18 protein-coding genes and 1 tRNA gene are annotated in these 23,058 nt (G+C 64.7%); 6 read left to right on the forward strand and 13 right to left on the reverse strand.

Going from position 1 to position 23,058, the window contains the following annotated elements:
- Window positions 1-59 precede the first annotated feature (59 nt).
- The gene (locus VGT77_RS03150) at window positions 60-1,802 is read left to right on the forward strand and encodes a bifunctional metallophosphatase/5'-nucleotidase (RefSeq protein WP_327459479.1); all 1,743 of its coding nucleotides are present in this window, start codon (window positions 60-62) and stop codon (window positions 1,800-1,802) included.
- Here VGT77_RS03150 and ychF read toward each other — a convergent pair.
- The 8 genes from ychF to VGT77_RS03190 all read right to left on the reverse strand — a co-directional run bounded on the left by ychF (window position 1,799) and on the right by VGT77_RS03190 (window position 7,127).
- The gene (gene ychF, locus VGT77_RS03155; RefSeq protein WP_327459481.1) at window positions 1,799-2,899 is read right to left on the reverse strand and encodes a redox-regulated ATPase YchF; all 1,101 of its coding nucleotides are present in this window, start codon (window positions 2,897-2,899) and stop codon (window positions 1,799-1,801) included. The two genes, VGT77_RS03150 and ychF, sit on opposite strands and share 4 nt — an antisense overlap.
- Before the next feature lie 2 nt (window positions 2,900-2,901).
- Window positions 2,902-3,270 carry a VOC family protein gene (locus VGT77_RS03160; RefSeq protein ID WP_327459483.1) on the reverse strand — a complete coding sequence of 123 codons (369 nt, stop codon included), beginning with the start codon at window positions 3,268-3,270 and terminating at the stop codon, window positions 2,902-2,904.
- A 9-nt stretch (window positions 3,271-3,279) separates the two neighbouring features.
- A complete protein-coding gene (locus tag VGT77_RS03165; RefSeq protein WP_327459485.1) occupies window positions 3,280-3,885 on the reverse strand; it encodes a TIGR02466 family protein in 606 nt (201 codons plus the stop codon).
- A 71-nt stretch (window positions 3,886-3,956) separates the two neighbouring features.
- Window positions 3,957-4,529, reverse strand: a complete 573-nt coding sequence (gene pth, locus VGT77_RS03170) for an aminoacyl-tRNA hydrolase (RefSeq protein ID WP_327459487.1) — start codon at window positions 4,527-4,529, stop codon at window positions 3,957-3,959.
- A 98-nt stretch (window positions 4,530-4,627) separates the two neighbouring features.
- Window positions 4,628-5,236 carry a 50S ribosomal protein L25/general stress protein Ctc gene (locus tag VGT77_RS03175; protein ID WP_327459488.1) on the reverse strand — a complete coding sequence of 203 codons (609 nt, stop codon included), beginning with the start codon at window positions 5,234-5,236 and terminating at the stop codon, window positions 4,628-4,630.
- A 104-nt stretch (window positions 5,237-5,340) separates the two neighbouring features.
- Complete coding sequence (locus VGT77_RS03180) at window positions 5,341-6,213, reverse strand: TraB/GumN family protein (RefSeq protein ID WP_327459490.1); 873 nt, start codon at window positions 6,211-6,213, stop codon at window positions 5,341-5,343.
- A gap of 41 nt (window positions 6,214-6,254) precedes the next feature.
- Complete coding sequence (locus tag VGT77_RS03185) at window positions 6,255-6,443, reverse strand: hypothetical protein (RefSeq protein ID WP_327459492.1); 189 nt, start codon at window positions 6,441-6,443, stop codon at window positions 6,255-6,257.
- Window positions 6,444-6,533: 90 nt separating this feature from the next.
- On the reverse strand, window positions 6,534-7,127 hold the full coding sequence (locus VGT77_RS03190; protein ID WP_327459494.1) for a peptidylprolyl isomerase: 594 nt from the start codon (window positions 7,125-7,127) through the stop codon (window positions 6,534-6,536).
- A 214-nt stretch (window positions 7,128-7,341) separates the two neighbouring features.
- On the opposite strand from VGT77_RS03190, the gene clpX reads away from it, so the two are divergent.
- Window positions 7,342-8,604, forward strand: a complete 1,263-nt coding sequence (gene clpX, locus VGT77_RS03195; RefSeq protein ID WP_327459496.1) for an ATP-dependent Clp protease ATP-binding subunit ClpX — start codon at window positions 7,342-7,344, stop codon at window positions 8,602-8,604.
- A gap of 18 nt (window positions 8,605-8,622) precedes the next feature.
- Here clpX and VGT77_RS03200 read toward each other — a convergent pair whose 3' ends face one another.
- Window positions 8,623-9,294, reverse strand: a complete 672-nt coding sequence (locus VGT77_RS03200; protein ID WP_327459498.1) for a hypothetical protein — start codon at window positions 9,292-9,294, stop codon at window positions 8,623-8,625.
- 124 nt (window positions 9,295-9,418) lie between these two features.
- Here VGT77_RS03200 and lon point away from each other — a divergent pair, with 124 nt between their 5' ends.
- The 4 genes from lon to VGT77_RS03220 all read left to right on the forward strand — a co-directional run bounded on the left by lon (window position 9,419) and on the right by VGT77_RS03220 (window position 13,417).
- Window positions 9,419-11,824, forward strand: a complete 2,406-nt coding sequence (lon, locus tag VGT77_RS03205) for an endopeptidase La (protein WP_327459500.1) — start codon at window positions 9,419-9,421, stop codon at window positions 11,822-11,824.
- Window positions 11,825-11,947: 123 nt separating this feature from the next.
- Entirely contained in the window at window positions 11,948-12,223 is a 276-nt protein-coding gene (locus VGT77_RS03210; protein WP_327459502.1) for an HU family DNA-binding protein, read from the forward strand.
- A gap of 50 nt (window positions 12,224-12,273) precedes the next feature.
- A tRNA-Val gene (locus VGT77_RS03215) sits at window positions 12,274-12,348 on the forward strand.
- Between the two features lie 271 nt (window positions 12,349-12,619).
- Complete coding sequence (locus tag VGT77_RS03220; protein WP_327459504.1) at window positions 12,620-13,417, forward strand: transglutaminase-like domain-containing protein; 798 nt, start codon at window positions 12,620-12,622, stop codon at window positions 13,415-13,417.
- Window positions 13,418-13,518: 101 nt separating this feature from the next.
- Here the strand turns inward: VGT77_RS03220 and VGT77_RS03225 are convergent, their stop codons facing one another.
- The 4 genes from VGT77_RS03225 to VGT77_RS03240 all read right to left on the reverse strand — a co-directional run bounded on the left by VGT77_RS03225 (window position 13,519) and on the right by VGT77_RS03240 (window position 23,040).
- The gene (locus VGT77_RS03225; RefSeq protein ID WP_327459506.1) at window positions 13,519-15,114 is read right to left on the reverse strand and encodes a GMC family oxidoreductase; all 1,596 of its coding nucleotides are present in this window, start codon (window positions 15,112-15,114) and stop codon (window positions 13,519-13,521) included.
- Between the two features lies 1 nt (window position 15,115).
- Window positions 15,116-17,035 carry an asparagine synthase (glutamine-hydrolyzing) gene (asnB, locus tag VGT77_RS03230; RefSeq protein WP_327459508.1) on the reverse strand — a complete coding sequence of 640 codons (1,920 nt, stop codon included), beginning with the start codon at window positions 17,033-17,035 and terminating at the stop codon, window positions 15,116-15,118.
- A gap of 84 nt (window positions 17,036-17,119) precedes the next feature.
- Window positions 17,120-21,181, reverse strand: coding sequence for a multiheme c-type cytochrome (locus tag VGT77_RS03235; protein ID WP_327459510.1), 4,062 nt, complete (start codon window positions 21,179-21,181; stop codon window positions 17,120-17,122).
- Window positions 21,181-23,040 (reverse strand): hypothetical protein, encoded by a 1,860-nt coding sequence (locus VGT77_RS03240; RefSeq protein WP_327459512.1) that lies wholly within the window; start codon window positions 23,038-23,040, stop codon window positions 21,181-21,183. Before VGT77_RS03240 ends, VGT77_RS03235 begins: the two co-directional genes overlap by 1 nt.
- Window positions 23,041-23,058: the final 18 nt, after the last annotated feature.

Consider the following 23,058-nt stretch of genomic DNA (forward strand, 5'->3'; position numbering starts at 1 on the left):
GATGACAGTCGCGGCCGCGGCTGGCAAAGGCGCGGCGGTTTCGAAGCAATGAGGTCGAGATGCGGAAGCTGGCGAGTCTTGCGGTGCTGGCGCTGCTGTCTGCCTGCGCAACGGTGACCGAACGACGGGCCGCGCCGGTCGAGGTCAAGATCATCGCCTTCAACGATTTTCACGGCGCGCTTGAGCCACCAAAGTGGGCAATCAACGCCACCGCTCCGGACGGGAGCGCCGTTCGCGTACCTGCCGGTGGCGCCGCCTATCTCGCCTCCGCTGTCGCCCGGTTGAAGGCCGACAATCCGAACAACGTCGTAGTGGCGGCCGGCGACCTGATCAGCGCCTCGCCGTTCGTCTCCTCCCAGTTCCTCGACGAGCCGACGATCCTGGCGATGAACCTGATCGGCCTCGACCTGAACGCGGTCGGAAATCACGAGTTCGATCGCGGGCCTGACGAGCTGCTGCGTATGCAGAAGGGCGGGTGCGCCAGGCACACCAACCGGGAGCCGTGCCGGCTGGACAAGGAGTTTCCGGGTGCCCGCTTCAGCTTCCTGGCGGCCAATGTCCGCAAGCCGGACGGGTCGACTTTGCTGCCCGCGACCTCGATCCGGAGCTTTGGGCGCGGGCGGTCGGCGGTGCGGGTCGGCTTTATTGGCCTGACGCTCAAGGACACGCCGACTTTGGTGGTGCCGTCGAGCGTTGCCGGGCTAAGCTTCGAGGAAGAAGCCGGCACGATCAACGCGTTGGTCCCCAAGCTGCGCGCTGACGGAGCGGACGCGATCGTCGTCCTGATCCATCAGGGGCTCTATACCAAGACCGGCTACAACGACAAAAGCTGCGGCGGAGTAAGCGGCGATCTGCTGCCGATCCTGGCGAAGCTCGATCCTTCTATCGACGTTGTGGTCTCCGGCCACACGCATAGCGCCTATGTCTGCGACCATGGCACGATCGACCCGAGCCGGCCCTTCCTGGTCACCAGCACAGGGCGGAGCGGCACGGTCCTGACCGACATTCGCCTCGCCATCGATCCGGTAGCCGGCCGGGTGGTGTCGAAGCAGGCGGACAATCTAATTGTGCAGGGCGAGGCTTTCACCAACCCGTCCGGCACCGTGCCGCTCAATGCTGCGTTCCCGTCCTACCCGGCCGAGCCGCGCGTCCAGGCTCTAGTCTCGCGTTATGTCGCTGCCGCCAAGCCGATCGCCGAGCGCGTGGTTGGCCGGATGAGTGGCGAAGCGCTGCGCACCACCACGCTTTCCGGCGAGTCGGTGCTCGGCAACCTGATCGCCGATGTGCAGCGCAAGGCGACCGGAGCCGATATCGGTTTCATGAACAGCGCGGGCCTCCGGGCCGACCTGGTGCCGGGAGCGGATGGGAGCGTCAGATACGGCCAGCTCTATGCCGTACAGCCCTTCGGCAACGTGGTGCAGGTAAAGGGGCTGACCGGCAGCCAGATCCGCGCAGTACTGGAGCAGCAATTCGCTAGCGGCGCCAACACGGTCGAGCGCCCCATGATGCTGCTCGTGTCGGAGGGCTTCAGCTACAGCTACGATCTGCGGCGGCCGCAAGGGCAGCGCATCCTCGACATGCTGCTGAACGGCGCTCCGATCGCTGACGACAGGCTCTATCGCGTGGCGGTCAGCAACTTCCTAGCGACAGGCGGTGACAACTTCACCGTCTTTCGCGAAGGCACCGAGATCGCGCCGAACGGGCCTGAAGACATCGACGCGTTCGAAGCCTATGTGACCGCCGCCGGCACTCTGGCTCCGCCGCTGGCAAACCGCATCCGGCGGCTCGACGCGCAGCCTTAGACATTGAAGCGGAACAGCATCACGTCGCCGTCCTGCACCACATACTCCTTGCCTTCCTGGCGCAGCTTGCCGGCCTCTCGCGCACCGCTTTCGCCGCCGAGCTTCACATAATCGTCAAAGGCGATCGTCTCGGCGCGAATGAAGCCGCGCTCGAAGTCGGAATGGATCACGCCCGCCGCCTGGGGAGCCTTCGCGCCCTTGTGCACCGTCCAGGCGCGGGCTTCCTTCGGGCCGGCGGTGAAGAAGGTGATCAGGTCGAGCAGCGAATAGCCGGCGCGGATCACGCGCGCGAGGCCGGTCTCGCTTAAGCCAAGATCGGCCAGGAAGGCGGCGCGATCTTCCGCCTCCAGCGTCGCGATCTCGGCCTCGATCGCAGCGGAAACGACCACGGCCTCGGCGCCTTCGGCCTTGGCCTTCTCGAACACGCGGGCCGAGAGCGCATTACCCTCGGCGGCATCGCCCTCGTCCACGTTGCAGACATAGAGGACTGGCTTGGACGTCAGCATCTGCGCCTGCTCGAAATGGCGGCGCTCTTCCTCGTCCTTCGGGCTCGTCAGCCGGGCAGGCTTGCCGTCACGCAACAAGTCGAGCGCCTGGCCGAGCACCGAAGCGGCGATCTTCGATTCCTTGTCGCCCTGCTGACCCTTCTTGACCAAATTGGGCACGCGCTTTTCGAGGCTTTCCAGGTCGGCGAGCATCAATTCGGTCTCGACCGTCTCGGCGTCGGCGATCGGATCGACCTTGCCTTCGACATGCGTCACATCGCCATTCTCGAAGCAGCGGAGCACGTGCACCACGGCATCGACTTCGCGGATATTGCCGAGGAACTGGTTGCCGAGGCCCTCGCCCTTGGACGCCCCGCGCACCAGCCCGGCAATGTCGACAAAGGCGAGCTGCGTCTCGATCTTTTTTGCCGAGTTCGCGATCTTCGCCAGCTGGTCCAGCCGCGGATCGGGCACGGCCACCTGGCCGACATTCGGCTCGATCGTGCAGAACGGATAATTGGCCGCCTGCGCCGCCGCCGTCTCGGTCAGTGCATTGAACAAGGTGGACTTGCCGACATTCGGCAGCCCGACAATCCCGCAACGAAAACCCATTCCTAGTCCTTGGTGTCGACGCGCCAGGGCGGGAACCGGCGGTTCTGCCCAGCGTGATAGATGCAGATTTGATTGCCGAACGGATCGGCCAAGCGCGCCTCGCGCCAAAGCCAGCTTTGGTCAACCGGCTCTTGCGTCAACGTCAGGTCCAGCCTCGCCACAAATGCATCCACATCCTCGACTTCGAAATAGACGATGGTGGAGCCGCCGGTCTCCTTGGCCAACTCGATCGAGAAGGTTTCGCCGCTGGGCGTCTCGAAGCGAGCGTAGTGCGGCGGCGCGTAAACGATCTGCCGCAGGCCCAGCTTGGTGTAGAAGCTGACGGCGGCGTCATAGTCTTGAACGCCGACCGTGACCTGGTTGAGCTTCATGCCATTCTCCTACCAGCGATAGTTGAAGCTGATGCTGATCCGCTCGGCCTTGGCTGTGCTGGGCAGCACTTCGTGGCGGAGCCAGCTTTCCCAGAGCAGGATCGTGCCGGGCCTGGGTTCGACAGTAACGAAGCTGCGCAAGGGATCGGGTGCGTCCTCTGCCCGCGGCGGGGCGGCCATCAGCAGGGGCAGGCGGGGATCCTCGAAACGGATCGCGCCCCCGCCTAGCGGAGTCTCGACGTAGACAGTGCCCGAGACGACGCTGTGCGGGTGGATGTGGCCGCTATGCGCGCCGCCCGGCTTCAGGACGTTGACCCAGATGCTGTCGAGCTTGAGCTTGCGGCCGGCCAGATCAAAGGCGCAGGCCTTGGCGAAAGCGACGACGTGCTTGTCGAGCAGGCGGGCGAGGTCGGAAAAGCGCGGATCGCGGCGCGGAAGATCGTTCAGCGACGCGTAGGAGGTGTAGCCGCGATAGCCCTTCTCTTTCGACCAAGCGCGGCCGGCACGGTCCTCGGCAGCGAGCATGCGCACGGCATCCGCGAGTTCGTCGAGGAGCGCCGGTTCGCCGAGTTCGGCTTGGTAGAGCGGGGTGGTAAAGAGGGAGCGCACTATCACGCTTCCCCCTTATCCGTTCGCTTCGAGCGAAGTCGAGAAGCGTGTCTCGACTTCGGCTCGACACGAACGGGTTAGGAAGGCTGCAGCCGCAACGCCACATCGTTCATGAACCGCGCGTCGTCGCCTTTGGCCAGCCACTCAGCCTCCGCCGCAACGGCGCCGAGCAGATCCGTCAGCGGCTCGATCTCTGCCTTGGCGAAGTTGCCGAGGACGTGGCCGGTTACCCGGTCCTTGTGGCCAGGGTGGCCGATGCCAAGCCGGACGCGGCGGAAATCCGGGCCGAGATGCGCGTCCAGCGAGCGGATGCCGTTATGGCCCGCAGTGCCGCCGCCGATCCGGACCTTGACCTTGAAGGGGGCGAGGTCGAGCTCGTCATAGAAGGCGGTCACGTCGCCGGGATTGAGCTTGTAGAAGCGCATTGCTTCACCGGCGGCCCGGCCGCTTTCGTTCATGAATGTGGCGGGCTTCAGCAGCAGGATCTTCTCGCCGCCGATGCGGCCTTCCTGCGCCCAGCCCTGAAAGGCGCGCTTGGGTGGCGCGAAATCATGGACCTCGGCGATGGCATCAACCGCCATGAAGCCGATATTGTGCCGGTGCATCGCATACTGCGCGCCCGGATTGCCGAGGCCAACCCAGATTTGCATCGAGAAAGCACGTCATGCTGAACTTGTTTCAGCACAAGGCATCCATCTGCGGAGAGACGGACGCCTTATGCCGAAACAAGTTCGGCATGACGCTTATATCAGGCGCCTTCGCCTTCGGCCGGGGTTTCGTTGTCGCCTTCGGACGACTTCAGGCCCGACGGGGCGACGATGGTCGCGATGGTGAAGTCACGGTCGGTGATCGCGGACTTGGAACCCTGCGGCAGGGTCACATGGCTCAAGTGGATGGAGTCGCCGACATCGAAGCCCTTCAGGTCGATGACGATCTCGTCCGGGATCTCGGCTGCGTCGCAGACCAGCGACAGCTCGTGGCGGACGATGTTGAGCACGCCGCCGCGCTTCAGGCCGGGAGAGGCTTCTTCATTCTCGAAGCGCACCGGCACTTCGACGGTCACGGTCGAATGCTCGCCGATGCGCAGGAAATCGACATGGAGCGGACGATCGGTGACCGGGTGGAACTGCACGTCCTTGGGTAGGGTGCGAGTGCCGTTGATCATCACGACCGAGTTCATGAAGTGGCCGGTCATGAGCGCCTTCATCAGCTCGCGTTCCTCGAGGTGAATACCCTCGGGTGCTTCGTTGTTTCCGTAAATGACGGCGGGTACGCGGCCTTGACGGCGGATAGCACGGGAGGCTCCCTTGCCAGCCCGTTCGCGCACCTCGGCCGACAGCGTCAGCGTCTCGCTCATCGCATGTCTCCAAGTAGCAGGTCAGGTTCAGTTGCTCCGCCACGCCTCCAGGGATGACCATGACGGAAGCGCGGGCGCATAGACGCGGTCGGCTGCAAAAGCAACTATTGCACCCGCTGTACCTTGAGCCGCTGCTTCTGGAGCAGGTCGATGACCGAGCCTTTGCCGGCGAGGTGGCCGGCCCCCACAGCGACGAAGACGGTGCCGGGCTTGTCCATCCGCGCCTTCAGCCACTGTGCCCAGTTTGCGTTGCGCTCGTCGATCAGTACCTTGGCGATCTCCGGGGCCTTTTTTAGTTCATCGTCGAAGGTGCGGGCGATAGCGCCGGTGTCGCCGCTGCTCCAGGCGCGGACCATCTTCTGGAAGTCCGCCTTGGCGGAGCTCGCATCGTCAAGCATGCTGACGAGCAGCTTGCGCTGCGTCTCTTCAGGCATACGGTCGAAATAGCCGAGCTGCTGGGCCGTGGTCTCGAGGCCGGACACCGGCTTGCCGCCGATGCTGGAGCGCAACGTCGTCTCGACGCCCGCGTCCGCCGAGGCGCCCATGTCCGTGTACATGGAGGCGCCCAGGGTGATCGCGACCGCCCAGGTCTCCATCGCATTCAGGGCCTTAAGCGGCAGGCCCTTCTTGGTGATGAGCGCTTCCAGCTGGGCCCGCTTCTCCGCCGGCACGCGGTCGAGCACGGGTGGCAGCCCGGGCGACTGGGCCATTTTGCGATAGGTCTCGGCGATGGCTGCCTTGTCGCCCTGATCGGCGATCTCGAGCACCAGCTCGTCAGCGCTGGCGAGCGTGTGTTCAAAGCGCGGGGTGCGCCACTTCAGGTCCGACGGCAGGACATGGACCGTACCGAACAGATAGATGGTCGTGTCCGGATCGGAGAGCTTCCACATGGCCGGTTTTGCGGGCGGCGCGGCGGGCGCGGCGCTCCCGCACGCAGACAGAGACAGGGCGAGGAGAAGGGAGGCAAGGATACGCATGGAGCGCGCTTATCGCCGCAACCATGAACGGAGGGCAACCGTTAGCGGCTGATCGCGCCCTTGCAGCCTTGGACGTCTGGCCGCGGCGCGTAATATGACGGGGTGCCACGGTGCGCGCGAACCGTACACGTCTCCGCGCGCTTGATCAGTTCGGGACGCAGGCCGGCCGGGATGCCGGGCTGCCGGGCTAGTTGCCGATAAAGGGCTTCACGCCATTCGATCTCGTTCATGCCCACCTTCCTGTGGCGGGTCCAAACGAACGGATTGCGTTCGGGATGCTTTCGTTTCGGCTGCGGTGAGAAAAAATGTTTGCCGAAGCGCTACTTGGCTCGTCTGGCGGTCGTGATAACGACGGGCTCAGCAAGATACTGGCCTTTCATCACGCCCTCGCCCTTGTTCGGGTCGGTGGGTGCGGCAAGGAGGGACTTCACCAGGTCCATGCCTTCGACGACCCGGCCAAAGGCGGCGAAACCGGAGTCGCCGCCCGGCTGCGCGTCGAGCGAAGACGTGTCGCCGACGACGATGAAAAAGTCGCCGGCGCCGGTGCCAGGCGCCGCGCGGGCGAGAGAGATGGTGCCGCTCTTGTGGCTGAGACCCGTCTTGCTCGTGGGCTCGTGCGCCACCGGAGGCAAGGTGCGCTTCGGGTCGTTGCGCGTGCCGAACTGGATCAGGCCGTAATCGGCGGCATTGGGCGCTTTGGCGGCGCGGTAGAAGGCGGCTCCGTCGAGCCTCTTCTGGTCGACATAGCGGAGGAAATTGGCCGTGGTCAGAGGCGCGCGGCTTTTCTCGAGTTCGAGCACCACCGGACCCTGGGTGGTGGTTAGAGTGACCTTAACGGTTTCGGGCGCCGGCGCGGCGGGCGGCGGGGCTTCCTGTCCGAGGGCGAGGGCGGCGAGCAGGGCGAACATCTTCATATCCCTGCCATATAGCGGCACCGCGGCGCTGGCGCGACCTTCTTGAACCAGCCTTCTGCCACCTCATATTGCTTCAGACCCGCGCAAGCGGTCCACAGCTCAAATGGTTAAGCCGGGAACAGCCCGGCACATTCGGCATTGTGGTTTCAGGAGCGGTGGCTAACATAGCCCCTGCTAGCGAGGGCCTGCGCTGAGCGGGCCGAGGGATGATGGAATGACGAAATTGAGCGGCGGGGACTCCAAGAGCACGCTCTACTGCTCCTTCTGCGGCAAGTCGCAGCACGAGGTGCGCAAGCTGATCGCGGGCCCGACCGTGTTCATCTGCGACGAATGCGTGGAGCTGTGCAACGACATCATCCGCGAGGAGACCAAGTCGGCGCTCGTGTCCAAGAAGGACGGCGGCGTGCCGACCCCGCAGGAAATCTGCGACGTTCTCGACGATTATGTGATCGGGCAGAAGCAGGCCAAGCGCGTCCTCTCGGTGGCGGTGCACAACCATTATAAGCGCCTGGCGCATGGCCAGAAGGGCGCGGATGTCGAGCTCGCCAAGTCGAACATCCTGCTGGTCGGGCCGACCGGCTGCGGCAAGACTTTGCTCGCGCAGACGCTCGCTCGCATCCTCGATGTCCCCTTCACCATGGCGGATGCGACGACGCTGACCGAGGCCGGTTATGTCGGCGAGGATGTCGAGAACATCATCCTGAAGCTGCTTCAGGCTTCCGACTATAATGTTGAGCGGGCGCAGCGCGGCATCGTGTATATCGACGAGATCGACAAGATCAGCCGCAAGGCCGAGAATCCGTCGATCACCCGCGACGTGTCGGGCGAAGGCGTGCAGCAGGCGCTGCTAAAGCTGATGGAAGGCACCACCGCTTCCGTGCCGCCCCAGGGCGGGCGCAAGCATCCGCAGCAGGAATTCCTGCAGGTCGACACGACCAACATCCTGTTCATCTGTGGCGGCGCCTTCTCGGGGCTTGAGAAGATCATCGGCGATCGCCTGCAGGGCAAGTCGATCGGCTTCGGCGCCTATGTCGCGGCGCCCGACGAGCGCCGCACCGGTGAAGTGCTGCGCCAGTGCGAGCCCGAGGATCTGCTGAAGTTCGGCCTCATCCCCGAGTTCGTCGGCCGCCTGCCGGTGATCGCGACGCTGGAAGACCTCGACATCGACGCCCTGGTCAAGATCCTCAGCGAGCCCAAGAACGCGCTGGTTAAACAATATCAGAAGCTGTTCGACATGGAGGATGTGCGCCTTTCCTTCCAAGAGGATGCGCTGACCACCATCGCGAAGAAGGCGATCGCTCGTAAGACCGGCGCGCGCGGTCTGCGGTCGATCCTCGAAGCCATCCTGCTCGACACCATGTTCGATCTGCCTTCGATGGACGGCGTCGACGAGGTGATGATCGACAAGGATGTGGTCGAAGGCCGCAAGGATCCGGTCCGCGTCTATGCGAAGAAGAAGGAAAGCGGCGCCGCCTGATCGGTCGCGCCGCAGCCTTCACCCAGCGCTGAAGCTGGCAATGCGCAGTTCGAAATAGGGGCGGCCGTTCTGATCGATCCGGATCAGGTGCGGCCATAGGATGCCGCTGACTCGCCGGTGATCGCCGAAGTGGAAGTGCTGCAATATGGTCGAGCCATCTTCGGCGCTGCGGACCTGGTTTTCGGCGCCGATCAGCGTCGCCTGCTCGTCGAAGCGGAGCAAGGTCTCAGGCGCGGCGGGGTGGCGGACGCGGAGCGTGTTGCCAGCGGCCCTGACCGCTACGCTGGGCGCCTGCAAGTCGGTCAGTCGCATCAGCCCGTAGATCGCGAATTGCTGCTGTTCGTGCGTGCGCATGCGCTCCGGCATCGGCAGCCGCACGCCGCGACGCTCCAGCCAGGCATCGGCTGGCTCCAGCACCATCGATCGACGCGATGCGGGACCTTGCTCGAGCAACCAGGAAGTGGAGCGTGCGCGCCGAAAGGGCTCGACCATCGTGTCGACGCCGATGCCGATCATCTTCCCGGCAGCGAAGATCGTGGCCGTGCCAGTCCAGCGCAGCGCACGAGCACGGCGCAGCGCCTCCCTGCCGCCGGCTCGCTCAATGGCGCGCGCCAGCAGGTCGGGTGCGGGGGCGCCTCGGAACGCGAGGAGCAGGGGCAGGGCGGCGACGAACGCCCGCCGATCAAGCATTTGGGGGCGCCACGAAGTGGAAAGGTGCATAAGCTAGCGTCCGCCTGAGTCGAGGGCGATTGATGCGTGTGGCGCCCGCCCCATATAGAAGGAAAGCGCGCGTCTTCGCGCAACCGGAGTTTGCATGAGCCAGAGTTTCCCCGTTCTCCCGCTGCGGGACATCGTCGTTTTCCCGCACATGATCGTTCCCCTGTTCGTCGGCCGCGACAAGTCCGTCGCCGCGCTCGAACAGGCGATGGCGGGCGACAAGCAGATTTTCCTGGTCGCCCAGCTCGATCCGGCGAATGACGATCCGGATCGCGACGATCTTTACGACCTGGGCGTGATCGCGACCGTGCTGCAGCTGCTGAAGCTGCCTGACGGCACTGTGCGCGTGCTCGTCGAGGGCAAGCAGCGCGCATCGCTCGATGTGCTGGAGCGCGACGGCGAGCCGATGACGGCAACCGTCACGCTGATTGAAGAGGATAAGAGCGAGAGCGTCGAGGCCAAGGCGCTGATGCGCTCGGTTGTCGAGCAGTTCGAGAATTATGCCAAGCTCAACCGGAAGCTGCCGGCCGAAACCGCGGTGCAGCTCGCCGAGATTGAGGAGCCGTCGCGGCTCGCTGATGCGGTTGCCGCCAACATCTCGGTTAAGGTCGCAGACAAGCAGTCGCTGCTGGTCGAACTCGACCCCGCGCGCCGCCTGGAGATGGTCTTCGCCTTCATGGAAGGTGAGTTGGGCGTGCTCCAGGTCGAGAAGAAGATCCGCAGCCGTGTGAAGCGGCAGATGGAGAAGACTCAGCGCGAATACTATCTGAACGAGCAGCTGAAGGCGATCCAGCGCGAGCTGGGCAATGAGCCGGAAGAGGATGGCGACGAGATCGCCGAACTCACCGCCAAAATTGCCAAGCTGAAGCTTTCGAAAGAAGCGCGCGCCAAGGCCACCTCCGAGCTCAAGAAGCTCAAGACCATGGCGCCGATGTCCGCAGAAGCGACCGTCGTGCGCAATTATCTCGACGTGCTGCTGGGACTGCCCTGGGGCAAGAAGTCGAAGCTGAAGCGCGACATTCCCGAGGCCGAGCGCATCCTCGACGAGGACCATTACGGTCTGGAGAAGGTCAAGGACCGGATCGTCGAATATCTCGCCGTCCAGGCGCGCACCAACAAGCTGAAGGGGCCGATCCTGTGCCTCGTCGGCCCGCCGGGCGTGGGCAAGACCTCGCTCGGCAAGTCGATCGCTCGGGCGACCGGCCGCGAGTTCGTACGCCAGTCGCTGGGCGGCGTTCGCGACGAGGCCGAGATTCGCGGTCACCGCCGCACCTATATCGGCTCGCTGCCGGGCAAGATCGTGACCAACCTGCGCAAGGCGGGCACGTCCAACCCGCTGTTCCTGCTCGACGAGATCGACAAGCTCGGTCAGGATTTTCGCGGCGATCCCGCATCCGCACTGCTGGAAGTGCTCGACCCGGAGCAGAACAACAAGTTCAACGACCATTATCTGGAGGTCGACGTCGATCTGTCGGACGTGATGTTTGTCACCACGGCCAACTCGCTGAACCTGCCTCAGCCGCTTCTAGACCGTATGGAGATCATCCGGCTGGAAGGTTACACCGAGGACGAGAAGGTCGAGATCGCCAAGCGCCACCTGATCGAAAAGCAGATCGAGGCGCATGGCCTTAAGCCGAACGAGTTCGTGCTGACCGAGGATGGCCTGCGCGACCTGATCCGCTACTACACGCGGGAAGCCGGTGTCCGCACGCTGGAGCGCGAGATCGCAAAGCTTGCTCGCAAGGCACTCCGCCGGATTCTCGAAGGCAAGATCGAAAAGGCGGAGATCACGCCCGAGAACCTGTCCGACTATGCCGGTGTTCGAAAGTTCCGGCACGGGGTCGGCGAAGAGGAGCATGGCATTGGCGCCGTGACCGGCCTCGCCTGGACCGAAGTCGGCGGCGAGCTGTTGACGATCGAGAGCGTCACGGTGCCCGGCAAGGGTCAAGTCAAGACCACCGGCAAGCTGGGCGAAGTGATGCAGGAGTCGGTGCAGGCCGCCTTCAGCTTCGTCCGCGCCCGCGCGCCGGCTTACGGCATCAAGCCGAGCCTGTTCGGCCGCAAGGACATCCACATCCACTTGCCTGAGGGCGCGGTACCGAAGGATGGGCCTTCGGCCGGCATCGGCATGGTCACCTCGATCGTCTCGACCCTGACCGGCGTGCCGGTGCGCAAGGATGTCGCAATGACCGGCGAAGTAACGCTGCGCGGCCGCGTGCTACCGATCGGCGGCTTGAAGGAGAAGCTGCTCGCAGCGCTGCGGGGCGGCATCAAGACCGTCTATATCCCGCAGGAGAACGAGAAGGACCTCGCTGAGATCCCGGCCAACATCAAGGAAGGCCTCGACATCCTGCCGGTCGCCCATGTCGACCAGGTGCTCGCCGGCGCTCTGACCCAGCCGCTGACCGCGATCGAGTGGACGGAAGCAGACGAATTGGCTGCCCAGCCGCCCGCAGGCCTGCCGCCGGTTCGGCCCGAAGGCGAAGCGACCGTCCGCCATTGATCACAAACGGGACAAGGGCGCTGCCATGGCCATTGACGCCGTGGCAGCGCTCCGCCTTACTGCAAGGCTGATTCACACCCGAGTCCGTAGGGGCGAGGACCGGGAGAGAGGGGCCAAGGCAGAATGAACAAGCAGGAACTGATCGGCACGGTCGCCGACAATGCGGGGCTGAGCCGTGGCGACGCGGCCAAGGCGGTCGAGGCGGTGTTCGACACCATCTCGACCGCGCTGAAGCGCGGCGACGAAGTGCGGCTGGTCGGCTTCGGCACCTTCACGGTCAGCCGACGCAAGGCGTCCACGGGCCGCAATCCGCGTACCGGCGAGCCGATGTCGATCAAGGAATCGAGCCAGCCCAAGTTCAAGGCCGGCAAGGGCCTGAAGGACGCCTGCAACGTCTAGCGGCTAGACAGGTCTGCGCCGCTCCCTTAAGGGCGGCGCTTCCCGATTTCGGGCGCGTAGCTCAGTGGTAGAGCACACCCTTCACACGGGTGGGGTCGTAGGTTCAATCCCTACCGCGCCCACCATCGCCAAAGCCCCGGACGTTACCTGACGTTCGGGGCTTTTGCGTGTTCAAGCTCTTGAATTTGCGAGCTTACATCTCATCTTCAATCGATCGTTCAACAATCGAAAGGAGGTGGTCAAATGTCTCATTGTCTTGACGCGAACATGGCGCAGCAGGTGAGCGCGGCCTCCGGAGCGGGGTTCGTGCGGGCTTGAGAGGCCATGTACGGCTGACAATGGAAAGGCCGTCCCAAAGGGGCGGCCTTTTGCTTTCGGGAAGGTACAAGTCAGGCAATGATCCAAGACATCGCGCATCTCGGCCTGGTCGATGAGCAGGAGATAGAGCTCGACGCGGCGGCGCTCGAGATCGCCGCGCTCGATCACGCCGACGTCGATCTGGAGGACTATGTCGATCTGCTCCAGGCTATGACCGACCGTCTGCTGACGCGTGCGGTGACGGCGCACAGCGCTGCCGCACAGGCGGCCGCCCTTGCAGACGTCGTTGCGGGCGAGTTCCGCTTCCATGGCGACCGCGACACCTATGATGACCCCGCCAATGCCGACCTGATCAGCGTGATCGATCGGCGCAAGGGCATGCCGATCGCGCTCTCCATCCTCTATGTCGCCGTGGGGCGCCGCATCGGCTGGACGGTGCATGCGCTCAACACGCCAGGCCATGTGCTGGTCGCCATCGGCGAGGACGAGCCCATCATCATCGATCCCTTCAACCGCGGTGCGCGCGTGGAGCCGGAGCAGCTTGTCGCCCTGCTGCAGGCGATGCTCGGCACTGCGCCGCTGCGGGACGAACATGTCGCGCCGATGTCGAATCGAGCCGCGCTGCTGCGCCTGCTAATGAACCAGGCGAGCAGGGCGGAGCGGTCGAACGATGCAGAGCGCGCGCTCGCCATTTACGAACGCATCGTCACCATCGCGCCGGCGCATAGCCAGGGCTGGTGGGAACTGGGGCGTTTGCAGATCGCCTTGGAGCAAAGCTCGGCCGCCCGCGAAAGCCTCACCTCCCTGCTGGAGACGACGCGCGATCCGTTCGTCCGCGCCCAGGCGAACAGCGCCCTGGATGCTCTGGCGACTTAGCGTGAGGCCCCTTCGCCTTCGACGTCATTGCGAGGAGCGAAGCGACGAAGCAATCCAGCGCGGGACGTGGATTGCTTCGCTGCGCTCGCAATGACGGAGAACTATGCGCCAGCCAAATGATCCCCCAACCGCAACGACAGCGCCACGATCGTGAGGGTCGGATTGGCCCAGCCGCCGGTGCTGAAGGACGAACTGCCGGCGACGTAGAGATTGTCATAGCCGTGCGCGCGGCAGTTCGGATCGACCACGCCGGTGGCGGGATCCTCGCTCATGCGGGTGCCGCCAATATGGTGGTAGCCGGCGATCGGGTGATTGCCTACCGTCGGGTCAACCGGCCATTGCGCGCCGGGTTCGAGCAGCCAGGGGCTCGGCGTCACCCAACCACGGCCGAGGCGCTGAAGCTCTTCGCCGAATATTTTTGCGAACACGCGGGCCGTGTGCTTGTCAGCGTCGAGCAGCTGCCACGACAGATCGGCGCGGCGGTGCCCAAGCGTGTCGCGTTCGTTCGATAGCAGCACGCGGCTGTCAGGATTGGGCGCCTGCTCGCCGCGGACAATCAGATACAGGTCGGTCATGCCCGCCTTAGCGCGGGCCTGCTCGATCGCGCCGCGGATGGTGCGGTGGAACCAGGCGCGGATGCCGCGATAGGCATGGTCGAGGCGCCGGCCGCCGCGGCTGGGGTTAATCGCGTGCTTGAGGTTGTGGTAGACCTTGTTGCCGATCGCGACCCCCTTGGCCGGATCGCCCTGCAGCTTGAACGTGACGATGCTGTTGAGCGCCTGCTCCCGTTCCTGTGTCGCGTCGCTCAGCCGCAGCACGGGGGCGAGGGGCGGGCCTTTGCGCATGAAGCGTTTCTGGAACAGGTCCCAGAGCTCATAGGGGCGATCCGTCTCGACCTTACCGATGCGGCCGCAGGGATGCTCCATGAAGAAGCGGCCGACCTGGTCGCGCGCATTGCCGATGCCATGCGGCTCGACGTCGTTCGAAACGAGCAGCAGCCGGCTATTCTCGATCGCTCCCGCCGCAAGCACATAGCGCCGCGCGCGGACCGGCCGGGCGGGACCGTCCAGCGACTGGATCGAGACTTGATCGATCGTGCGGCCGCTTGGGTCCGCCTGGACCTTTACCGCATTGGCGTGGAGCAGGATGCGAATGCGCGGATGCTCGAACAGGTCCTTGGTCCGGGCGGCGGCGAAGCGCTCGCTGGCCTCGTCGAAGCGCCAGAGATCGAGGCCGAGCTTGTCCGGATCGAAGCCCGGATCGCCAAGGCCAAGCGTGCCCCAGATGTCGTTTTCGTAGTTGAACTCGCCGAGTTCGAAGATGTCGTGCGCCTGCCGGTAATAAGGCATCAGCGCATGGCGCGTGATCGGCCAGCCGCTGTGCGGCACCCAGGCGCGCTTCGCGAAGTCGATCTCGTCGAGCAAGGCCGCGCGTCCGCCCCAGATCGATACGGTGCCGCCGAAGAAGCGGAGCCGCGACTCTTCCAGATCGTAATAGGGCATGCCGACATTGGCGCCCTTATAAAGCTTCTGCGTCTTTTCCTCGAAATCGAGGCCGCCGCTTTCGATCAGGATGACGCTTTGCCCGCGTTCGAGCAGGCGGCGGGCGAGGGTAACGCCCGCCGCGCCGCCGCCGACGATGCAGACGTCGGCCGGCAAATCGGCTGATTCGGGTTCTTTCCGAAAATCGATCAGCATGTCAGGCGGCCTCTTGAGCGCCGCCGCGCATCGTGTCGCGCCACCAGCATCCGAACATCGCGATCGCGTAGAGGATGCGGCCGTGGTTGGCGACACCCGCCCGGTGCTCGGCGAAGAGCTGGTCGACGGCGGCCGGCTTCAGATAGCCGCCGTGGACGGCGCCGCTGTCGTGCCAAGCCTCTTGTGCGAAGGCACTGAAGTCGCCGCGAAACCATTCGGCGAAGGGAAGCTGAAAGCCGAGCTTCTTCTTGGTGAGGGCGTTCGGCGGCAGCCACGGCTCGACCGCCTTGCGGAGTGCATATTTGCCGACCTTCCCGCGCAGCTTCATGTCCGTGGGCATGGTCAGGCTCCAGTCGACGAAATGGTGCGACAGGAACGGAACGCGGGCTTCCAGCGAGTGGGCCATGCTGCCCCGGTCGAGCCGGTTGAGCAGCGACCCGGGCATGTGGACGGCGATGTCGGCCAGCATAAATTGCTGTAGCGGGTCGAGCCGCCGCGCCTCTGCTTCAGGGAAATATTCCTGCTCCAGCCGGAGGAAGGCGTCAGGCCCGTCCTGCCGTAGCCAGAAATCATGCTCGTAGAGGCGCGCACGCGTCGCTGGAGAACTGATCTGGGTGCCCGCGAAGAAGCGCTGAAAGCTGTTGTCGAGCATGGCCGCATCGCGAAAGCGGCGGCTGTTCTGGCGCAGATAGGCAAGGCGCGTGCCGCCGAGCGCCGCGAGCTTCTCGGCGCCGCTGGCGACGGGGCTCAGCCCGCGCAGCAAAGGTGCCCAGCGGGCTGCGGCTAGCGCGGTGCGCTGGCGCTTATAGCCGGCGAAAATCTCGTCCGACCCTTCGCCGCACAGCACGACCTTGACGTGGCTGGCGGCCAGGCGGGAGAGATGCCAGATTGGGACGGCGGCGGTGGCGGCACAAGGTTCGTCGAAAGCGGCCTGGACGGCAGGGAGCAGGTCACCGGCGGCAATCGGCTCCAGCGGGAGCACGATATGCTCCAGGCCCAGGTGACCGGCGATCCGTGCGGCCGCTGCCGTTTCGTCGATCGATGTGCCGGGGAAACCGACGGTGAAGGCCTTGACCGGCGCCGTTGCCACGCGCGCCATGGAGGCCGCGATGGCGCTGGAGTCGACGCCGCCGGACAGGAAGGCGCCAACCGGCACGTCGGCGAGCATGTGATGCTCGACCGTACGCTGGACCCGTTCGCGCGTTTCCTCGATCCACGCCGCTTCCGACAGACCCTGGCGAACCTGGAAGCGCGGGCGCCAGAAGCAGCTGACCTTCGGCGCACCCTCTGGGCCGATGTGCAGCACATGCCCAGGCTCGAGGCTGTGCACCTGGGCGTAGATCGAGCGCGGCCGCTGGACATGGCCGAAGCTGAAGAAGTCGTGCACGCCGCGTTCGTCCAGGTCGAACCGGTGCTCGGGCAGCACCAGCAGCGAGCGGATCTCGGAGGCAAAGGCGACTCCGCCATGCTGCTCGGTCAGGTAGAGAGGCTTGATGCCGAGCGGATCGCGGGCCAGCGTCAGCCGCCGTTCGGCCATGTCCCAAATAGCCACGGCATACATGCCTTCCAGCTTCAGCCAGGCGTCATCGCCCCAGCGGAGGAAGCTGGCGAGCAGTGTTTCGGTATCGCTGTGAGTCGAGAAGCGAAGACCTGCGGCTTCCAGCTCAGGCCGCAGTTCCAGATGGTTGTAGATCTCGCCGTTGAAGACGATCGAATATCGGCCGTCGGGCGAGTGGATCGGCTGATGGCCGCCGGCCAGGTCGATGATGCTCAATCGCCGCATCCCAAAGCCGAAGTCGCCATCGGTGAAGTAGCCGGCATCGTCGGGCCCGCGATGCACGATGCGGTCATTCTGTGCGGCGATCACATCTTCGGCCACCGGCTTTCCGCCGCGCCTGTACCAGCCCGCAATCCCGCACACGTCGATGCACCTATCCGGTAACGAAGAACACGCCGTCCTTTAGTGCCGCCGAGCGGCTTGCCAAAGCGCAGATGTGGCGATCGCCTATTCCAGCCAGTCGCGCATGTCAGGCGCGTCCACGACCTTATACGGGATGCCGTGGGGGCCGAGGAACAGCTTCTCCATCTCCGCCCGGCTGAAGGGCCGTGAGCCCAGCCGGCCGAAAACGGCGATTTGGCCACCCTGTTCGTCCACCGCGCGGTCGCGGTCCAGGCCTTTGCTGAGCGCCAGGGCAGCCGAAGGCGTGCGCGCCCAGGCGATCAGTTCGGGCATGGGGGCCGGGCTGAAGCCGTAGAAGTTCGGCTGGCTGCCGGGACTGGTCAGCTGGATGACCTTCAGACCGTTCCGCCCATCCGCGACATAGCCGATCAGCGACGCGTTCGTGGTGCCGACGATCACGTCCTCGGCATCGTTCAGCTGCCCCCCGAACGTCTCCTTGCGGTAGATGACGGGGGCGGCCGGCCTGGTTACGTTGACGATTGCCAGTCCTTCGCCCTTGGCCGCCACATAGAGATAGGTGCGGGCGATATACATCTTGCGGGCGTCGGCCAGCGGGATGGTGCCCGACGGCACGGGGACCGGCGCGCGCATGTTGGTGACGTCGAACAGCTTCACGCCATCGCGGTCGGTCACCCAGAGATAGCGGAACTGGATCGTCGAGGCGCGGGCGTCCTGCAGCGGAACTTCCGCGGCAAGCTTGGGGTGCTTCGGATCATTGAGATCGACAACGGCGAGACCGCGCGCGGTCGTGATATAGGCGATGTGCCCGGCGAGCGTGATGTGCTTGGCGCCATTGAGCACGCCGCCCGGGTTCCAGGTCACGTTCCGTTTCAGGAAGTTGTTGCGGAACTCGCCGTCGGCCATTGTCGTCACGTCGACCAGGATCAGGCCTTCTTCGGCATCCGTCACCACCGCGTAGCTGTAGATGGGGTGGAAGGGCTGTTCCTCGTTGATCGTGCGCATCTCCGCCGTGTTCTTCAGCGGATTGATCGCCTGCATGGTCGGCAGCGCCATGCAGGTGGCGTTGCGCGTCTTCACATGCGTGTCGTGACCAAGGCTCGAGAAGGGGCCGGTGACGATCGGCTCGGAGAAGCCCTTGTTGGCGATCGAGGCCACGTCATAGACGCGGAAGCCGCCGCGCCCTTCGGCGACATACATATATTCGCCGCGGAGCTGCAGGCAGCCGACGCGTCCGCCGGCATTCTGCACGACGTTGCGGAAGATCTCCGGCGACTTGGTCTCGCCGGACAGGTCGCCGTCGAAGCGAATGCCACGCGTCCATTCCTTTAGCTCGCGGCCATTCTGATCGACATGGAGCTTGTAGAAATCGGGATAGGCATAGCGGTGCAGGTAGGAGCCGATCACCGCCTGCGGCTCGTCCCATTCGGTGACGCGGATCGCCTCGAAGGCGCCGTCAAGCCCGGTCCAGGCATTCAGCCCGACGAAGTTCACGAAGTTCGTGCCGAGCAGCAGCAGCTGCGACATGATCGCGTTGTTGTCTTCATTCGCCGACAAATGGCAGTCGGTGCAGGTCTTTGTCTCTGTCTTGCGCACCGTGTGCGGGAAGTGCGGCGCAAAGGCCTGTGACGAGAAACCAGCGGCCGAGACCGGCGGCTGCTGCACATAGATGCGTTCTCGGTTCAGGTTGGTCGAGGACAGCACCAGCGCCGACGAGGAGCGGACAGGGGCGATGATCGCACCCTTGGTGGTCTGGTGCCGGCCGAGCTGGAACATCTCGTCCCGGGCAACTTGAGGGTTGTAGGTCGCGAAGTTGCGGGTCTCCTCGCCCTCATATTTGTGGCTGGTGGTCTTCCAGTTCGCCTCGATCGGCAGGTGGCAGCCGCCGCACGAGGTGGTCCAGGACAGATGGCAGGTGAAACAGGCCATCTTGTCGTCGCCGTGCGCGCGATCGCCCAGCTTCACGCCCGAGCCGAAGGCGAATTTGCCGTCTTCGGCGCCACGGCGCGACATCAGCTTGGCGCGGGCCGCCTTGGCGTTGAAGTGAGTCGAGGCGCGGTCGACCGAGTCTTTGACGAGGCTGACCTTCCATTCGAGCTTCGGATCGACGATCGAGCGCTGGATCAGCACCCGCTGGCCGTGTTCGTCGGTGGTCCATTCGAAGCGGCGCTGGCCGTCGGCATTGCGCAGCAGCGCAAGATTGTTGCCGCTCGGCGGCGCCGCGGGCCCGGAGGTCAGCAGCGTAGGGTAAGCGTCGGCGGTACCGTGGCAGTCCTTGCAACCGATTTCGATCGCGTTCGCGACTTCGCCATAGATCAGGCCATTGCCGTGATTGTCCTGGGCAAAGTGGCAGTCGGCGCACTGCATGCCCTTTTCGGCATGGATGTCCATCATGTGGACGGTCTTGCCCGGATTGGTACCGGCCTCGACGAACTTTCCTTCGCCCTGCTTGCGCCATTTCTCCGGATCGTCCGGATCGACCTTGTTGCCGTCGGCGTCGAGCAGATTGCCTTCGCGGTCGCGCTTCAGGATCGCGCGGAAGTTCCAGCCATGGCCGTGATAGTCGGCGAACTGCGTGTCCTTCAGCAGCGGGTTGATGTCGTAAACATTGCGCAGGATCTCGAGATCGCCCCACAGGCCACGCGCCGCCGCCGCCTCGGGATTACGGTCGTTGATCGCGCGCACGGTCGCCGCGTCGGGATAATGCTGCGACTTGAACTTCTTCTTATAGTCCTCGTCGGACATGCCGTCCGGCCGCGGGAATTTGTTCTCGGGTCCGGGCCACAGGAAGGGCGCGTCGGACTCATAGTCCCACATGGTGTAGCCGAGATAGGAGTTCAGGAAGATGTTCGGCTGGTGCATGTGGCAATTCATGCACTGGGCGGTCGGGATCGCGCGCGTGAAGGCGTGCTGGATCGGGTGGCCCTTCTCCTTCGGCGCTTCCTTGGCCGCGGAGCCGTGCGCGCCATAGGCCTTTACCGCGCCATGAGCCGGCGCCTTGCCATGGCCATCGTCATGGCCGGACTTCTGCAGCTTGTTCGCGATGGTCGGATCGACGGTCGCTGTCTGGCCGTCGCGGCCATATTTGGCCCAGGTGAGGCTGTGCCGCGGCTCGCGGTCGTTCGCATAGACCACATGGCAGCCCGCGCAGCCTGAGTTGCGATAGTCGCCCGGCTGATCGTTCGTGCCCATGAACCACATGAAGGGGTCGTTGAGGCGCGTCTTGTGGATGTTGAGCGCGGGGATGGCGACGCGCAGGCCGGTGCCGGGGCCGCGGTTTGACTGCTTCAGGTCCGGGCGGCCGGGCTCGTCAAGCCGCTGGATCGATCCGGTCGAGTTGGGCAGGCCGATCTCGGCGAAGTTCGAGTTGATCGTGCGGCCCCCGCGCTCGAACACGCGGAACACGTCGGCGGGCGGGATCACTGTCCAGGCCGGCAGCGGATAGAGGACGGGCAGGGCGCCGCGCTTCTTCTGCGCATCAGTGACGGTGCCGTGCGGATTGCCGGGCGACATGATCTTCGCCGGTTCGCCGGTGCGGGTATAGGCCTCGCCGAGAACGTAATTCTTGAACGGGACGATGCCGTTGTTATAGGCAGCGCCGCCCCACAGCATCGCGCCCGAGGCCATGATCGAGCGCTCGGCCGCCTCGATCACTTCCATATGGCAGGCGCCGCACGCCTCGCGCGCCACGCGATAGTCGGACGGATTGACGAAGCGGATATATTCCGGCGCTTCCTTGTTCAGCAGCGTGTAGCCGCGCTCCGGATTGGCGGAGGACGGCCAGTGCCAGCTGTTCGGATATTTGGGCAGCACGTGCGCCTTGTCGCGCAGCGCGACGTAGCGCGGATCGTCATGCTTCCAGCTCGGGTCGATCGCGTCCTTGATCGGGGTGCCGCCATGGCAGTCGACGCAGCTGAGCGCGACGGCCTGCGACACGTGCATGGTGGGCGCGTCGCTGGCGGTGTGGCAGCCGGTGCAGCCGGCATTCTGCGCCGCCATGTCCTCCGGCGTGCGATCGCGCGGCGCGGGCGGAAAGAAGGGGTAAGTGCGCGCCACCGGCTTCTCGGCCGAGGAGGCGATAAGTTGCGGGCCGATCAGCGCTGCGATCAGCAGGGCGAGGGAGCCGAGAAGGGCGTGGATGGCGCGCATCAGTAGGTCAGGATCGCGTTGAAGAGGACGGAATAGAAGCGGCTGTCGCGCGGGCGGCTGGAGAACAGATCCTTGAAGCCGTTGCCGGGCTGCAGCATCGCGCCGGACAGGCGGAAGACAATGTTCTGATTGGCCTTGGGCCGCCAGATCGCTGCCGCCGAGAGGTCGAAGCCGATGTCCTTGGGGATAGAGCCCTCAACGCGCAGGGCGCGGAGCGTCGCCGTGTTCGCAAACCAGAGGTGATTGGCGTTGAGCGTGAATCGCGTTGTCGGCGTGATGTCGAAGTCCGCGCCCGCGCCCAGCAGCACGGTGCCGGGATTGTTGAAGTTGGACTGGCCCTGCTCCTTGGACGAGCGGAGCGTGTTCAATATGCCGTTGCGACCGTTGATCGAGACGGCGCGGCCGCCGCCTGCGAACGGAATGGTCTGACGAATCCAGTAGCTGGTGTCGGCGCCGGCGAAGATCGGGTTCTCGAAGATGGCGTCGAAGCCCGCTTCGGTATTGTTGTACGGGTCCTTGTCGCCGCTGGCGTAGAGCGCTGCGCCGCGGAGGCGGACCCAGTCGAAGTCGATTGAGGGTTCGGCGGCGAAGAAATAGCTCGCGATCTTGGCCGACCGCGACGTGAAGAAGCTGTTCCGGTCCTCGCCGAACGCGCCATAGGCGGAGACGGTCAGATTGACCCGGCCGAAATGCCCGTCGCCATTATAGCCAACATAAACAACGTCATACTCGCGTCCTCGGAGGTCGCCGAGCAGGGCCGGGCGGACCGGAAAGCCGTTATCGTCGACCTCGATCCGGTTCTGCTCCCGGTTCATATTGTAGACGACCGTGCCCTGGCTGGTGAAGCTCGGCACCGGGAAGTCCTGCACATAGACGTTGGCCGCGAAGACCCAATCGTCGCGCGGGCGCTGGACGACCGAGTTCAGGCCCGAGTTGGTGTCTTTCTCCAGCCGCCAGAAGGCCGCCAGATTATACTGAATGCGGTTATTGTCGCGGCTGCCGAACAGCCGCACGCCCAGTTGCAGGTCGTTGAACAGAAAGCCGCGAAAATCGGTCTGGAACGGCTGGATGCCGATCCGGATCGAGTCGAAATCGAACCGGTCCGAGGTGTTGCGCAGGTGCTTGTCGAAGAACAGCTCCTGCACGCCCAGGAAATGATCAAGGCGCCGCTTGCCCTTGGACGGCTCGACGAACAGCACGCGCCGTTCGGGCACCGTCACATAGTTGATGTTGTAAGCGAGGCTGACCCGATATTCGACATCGGGCGGCTTGAAGGCGGTATAGCCCTTGGTCAGCGACGCGCCGAAGATGAAGGTCTGCGACAGCACGTTCGAATAAGGCTTGCCGAACACGTCGTTGCTGTCCGGCCGCGTCGTCGTCTGGTTGCCGACCGGGATGGGGAAGCTGCGCGGCTCGACCACGGTGTCTGAGGCCGCGTTGATCGAGAAGAACCAGTCCTTGCCCTTAAGTCCCAGGAATTTGGGGGTGCGGCACTTGGGCAGCCCCTCGCGTGCGCGCCGCTCCTGCTCCTCCTCGGTCGGGATGCAGAGCGGGCGGTCGCCCTTATACGTGTTCTGGTTATAGGGATCGAGAAACCGCTCCTTGACCAGCCCGAGCGACTGGATCAGCCGCCAACGGTCGGGGATGGGGAACTCGCTCGTCGGAAAGGCTTCCGGCGGCGGCGCGCGCACGGCGCCCGGATTGTCCTGCTCAACCTTGTCCGGCAAGTCGCGCTGAGTGACGCCGGGACGCCGGCGGCCGTCGATCAGGCCGGAATCCGGTTCTTCCAACTGCTCTTCACCGTTCGGCTCCGGACTGGATCCGGAGCTGTCGAAGCCCTGCTTTTCTTCCTCGGTCATCGCCCCGGGCGGCGGCGG

This window comes from Sphingomonas sp. (genome assembly GCF_035944535.1).
In the GTDB taxonomy this organism is placed as follows: Bacteria; Pseudomonadota; Alphaproteobacteria; order Sphingomonadales; family Sphingomonadaceae; genus Sphingomonas_B.

What these genes read in the sequence shown, in the direction of transcription:
- VGT77_RS03210 (WP_327459502.1), top strand. Translation starts at nt 11,948, where the DNA reads ATGAACAAGCAGGAACTGATCGGCACGGTCGCCGACAATGCGGGGCTG.
- VGT77_RS03235 (WP_327459510.1), bottom strand. Translation starts at nt 21,181, where the DNA reads ATGCGCGCCATCCACGCCCTTCTCGGCTCCCTCGCCCTGCTGATCGCA.
- clpX (WP_327459496.1), top strand. Translation starts at nt 7,342, where the DNA reads ATGACGAAATTGAGCGGCGGGGACTCCAAGAGCACGCTCTACTGCTCC.
- VGT77_RS03185 (WP_327459492.1), bottom strand. Translation starts at nt 6,443, where the DNA reads ATGAACGAGATCGAATGGCGTGAAGCCCTTTATCGGCAACTAGCCCGG.
- VGT77_RS03180 (WP_327459490.1), bottom strand. Translation starts at nt 6,213, where the DNA reads ATGCGTATCCTTGCCTCCCTTCTCCTCGCCCTGTCTCTGTCTGCGTGC.
- VGT77_RS03175 (WP_327459488.1), bottom strand. Translation starts at nt 5,236, where the DNA reads ATGAGCGAGACGCTGACGCTGTCGGCCGAGGTGCGCGAACGGGCTGGC.
- VGT77_RS03225 (WP_327459506.1), bottom strand. Translation starts at nt 15,114, where the DNA reads ATGCTGATCGATTTTCGGAAAGAACCCGAATCAGCCGATTTGCCGGCC.
- ychF (WP_327459481.1), bottom strand. Translation starts at nt 2,899, where the DNA reads ATGGGTTTTCGTTGCGGGATTGTCGGGCTGCCGAATGTCGGCAAGTCC.
- VGT77_RS03220 (WP_327459504.1), top strand. Translation starts at nt 12,620, where the DNA reads ATGATCCAAGACATCGCGCATCTCGGCCTGGTCGATGAGCAGGAGATA.
- VGT77_RS03240 (WP_327459512.1), bottom strand. Translation starts at nt 23,040, where the DNA reads ATGACCGAGGAAGAAAAGCAGGGCTTCGACAGCTCCGGATCCAGTCCG.
- VGT77_RS03160 (WP_327459483.1), bottom strand. Translation starts at nt 3,270, where the DNA reads ATGAAGCTCAACCAGGTCACGGTCGGCGTTCAAGACTATGACGCCGCC.
- pth (WP_327459487.1), bottom strand. Translation starts at nt 4,529, where the DNA reads ATGCAAATCTGGGTTGGCCTCGGCAATCCGGGCGCGCAGTATGCGATG.
- lon (WP_327459500.1), top strand. Translation starts at nt 9,419, where the DNA reads ATGAGCCAGAGTTTCCCCGTTCTCCCGCTGCGGGACATCGTCGTTTTC.
- VGT77_RS03150 (WP_327459479.1), top strand. Translation starts at nt 60, where the DNA reads ATGCGGAAGCTGGCGAGTCTTGCGGTGCTGGCGCTGCTGTCTGCCTGC.
- VGT77_RS03190 (WP_327459494.1), bottom strand. Translation starts at nt 7,127, where the DNA reads ATGAAGATGTTCGCCCTGCTCGCCGCCCTCGCCCTCGGACAGGAAGCC.
- VGT77_RS03200 (WP_327459498.1), bottom strand. Translation starts at nt 9,294, where the DNA reads ATGCTTGATCGGCGGGCGTTCGTCGCCGCCCTGCCCCTGCTCCTCGCG.